2 protein-coding genes are annotated in these 1901 nt (G+C 59.5%); one reads left to right on the forward strand and one right to left on the reverse strand.

Going from position 1 to position 1901, the window contains the following annotated elements; translation table 11 throughout:
• Positions 1-645, reverse strand: a 645-nt coding sequence (locus tag ABX749_RS31325; RefSeq protein WP_372899491.1) for a POTRA domain-containing protein, incomplete at its 3' end; no start/stop codon positions are given.
• Positions 646-890: 245 nt separating this feature from the next.
• Here ABX749_RS31325 and ABX749_RS31330 point away from each other — a divergent pair.
• The gene (locus ABX749_RS31330; protein ID WP_372899492.1) at positions 891-1781 is read left to right on the forward strand and encodes a diacylglycerol kinase family protein; all 891 of its coding nucleotides are present in this window, start codon (positions 891-893) and stop codon (positions 1779-1781) included.
• Positions 1782-1901: the final 120 nt, after the last annotated feature.

Here is a 1901-nt window from a genome sequence, read left to right on the forward strand (position 1 = left end):
GATCGCGGAGATCAGGGCGCGTTCATGCACCACAAACGTTACGTCGACCCCGGCATCGTTGTCTTTGGTTTTGAAAGTGACATGGTCAAACGATTTCATCTCGTTCAACCGATGGACGTCGCCGAGCAAGACTTCGCGGCTGAAAAATCGCCCTTTCTTGGTCTGCATCTTTTGCAGGATCTCATGCTCGCTGAGCGCTCGATTGCCAATGATTTGAACACTGGTGACGACCTTGTCGCCGTGTTCGCGGCCGATCGGCAGGGCATCCTGGTTGTGGACGTGATCGCGGAACTTGGGACGTTCGGCCGGTCCCGCCGGACCGCCGCTCTGAGGACCTCCGCCTCCCATGCCCCCCATGCCGCCGCCCATTTGGGCCGCCGCAGGCAGTGAAAACGCCAAACAGGCAACCCCCGCGATAAACGCAGTGAAGCATTTTTTAGCGGTAGGGCGCGAGCCCGCCGGTGTCTTGGCAAAGAGGAGGGACCGGAGGGCTTGCGCCCTGCCGCTGAGAGCTCGTAATTGACCGGCAATAGATGCTTCACCGCGTTGCCCCGCGATCATCGCGGATGCCGACGCGCCGCCGGCGGTCTTGCACCAGCGGATTTCGGTCTCGGGGCATCCGTGCGTATTGATTCGTTGTGTCATTAGACGAAGGCAAACCGTTTCGACGAGGAAAACGCAATCCGTCCGTGGATCGTGTTTGGGCCACCGCGCGGTCATTCACAGCTCGCGCGATTCATGGCGTGAAAGGGTGTTACCAACGGGGCAAGTGCCAAGACAAGGCAGATTCCCTCAGCAACTTGCGTGAATCTGGTTGGAATCTTCGAAGAATGATGCGACAAAGAGGGTCAGGTACCCGAGAGACAAGCACATTTTCCGCACCGAGAGCGATGACGTTGGACGTGATTTTGTTTACCAGCCCCAAGGCGGGCAGCGGTGCGGCGCGCGAACAATTGCCCCGGTTGGCCGAGCTGCTCGCCGCCGCCGGGATCCAGTACCAGACGGTGACCTGCCCCCGCGAACTGAACGCCGTTGCGACGCGTCGGCGTGAAACCGGTGTTTCACAACCGGTCGTGGTGGCCGCCGGCGGTGACGGAACGATCAGCCTGGTCGCGTCCAGCACGTTCCCCGAAACGCCACTGCTGCCGATGCCGATGGGCACCGAAAACCTGCTGGCGAGGTACCTGGGGCAATCCAACGCCGCCGAAGCAGTGATGAAAACACTGACCGAAGGACGCGCGATCCAGGTCGATGCCGGGGAAGCCAACGGACGACTGTTTCTGATCATGGCGACGGCCGGGTTCGATGCCGAAGTCGTCCGCCGAGTGCACCTGCGACGCAAAGGACACATCCGTCGCCACAGTTACCTGAAACCGATCTGGCAAACCTGTCGGGCCTATCGATTTCCCGCCATCCGCGTCACGGCGATCGACGTCTCCGGCGAAGTCATTCAACAACGCCAGGTCGGCTGGGCGATGGCGTTCAACCTGCCGTGCTATGCCGCGGGACTGCGGATTCATCCTTCGGCAACCGGCGACGACGGAAACCTGGACCTGATCACCTTCGCCGGTCGCGGGCTGCTGAGCGGATTCGGCTACGCGCTAGGCATCGTGACGGGAATGCACCGAAGGTTCGGTAGCGTCCAAGAGAATCACGTGCTAAGCCTGCGATTCGAATCCGACCAACGTGTCGCCTATGAACTCGACGGTGACTACGCCGGACGGTTGCCACTGGAAATCAAAACGCTGCCGCAGAGGGTTCGGTTGTTGGTTAGCTGTTAGCTGTTAGCTGTTAGCTGTTAGCGGTTAGCGGTTAGCGGTTGACAGGAATTTGTTTTGCAGCGTGTGCGTTTTTTGGGGTTTCAACTTGAAACTTGAAACTTGAAACTTGAAACTTGAAAC

The sequence above is a fragment of the Stieleria sp. genome (assembly GCF_041595215.1).
GTDB classification, from domain to species: Bacteria; Planctomycetota; Planctomycetia; order Pirellulales; family Pirellulaceae; genus Stieleria; species Stieleria magnilauensis.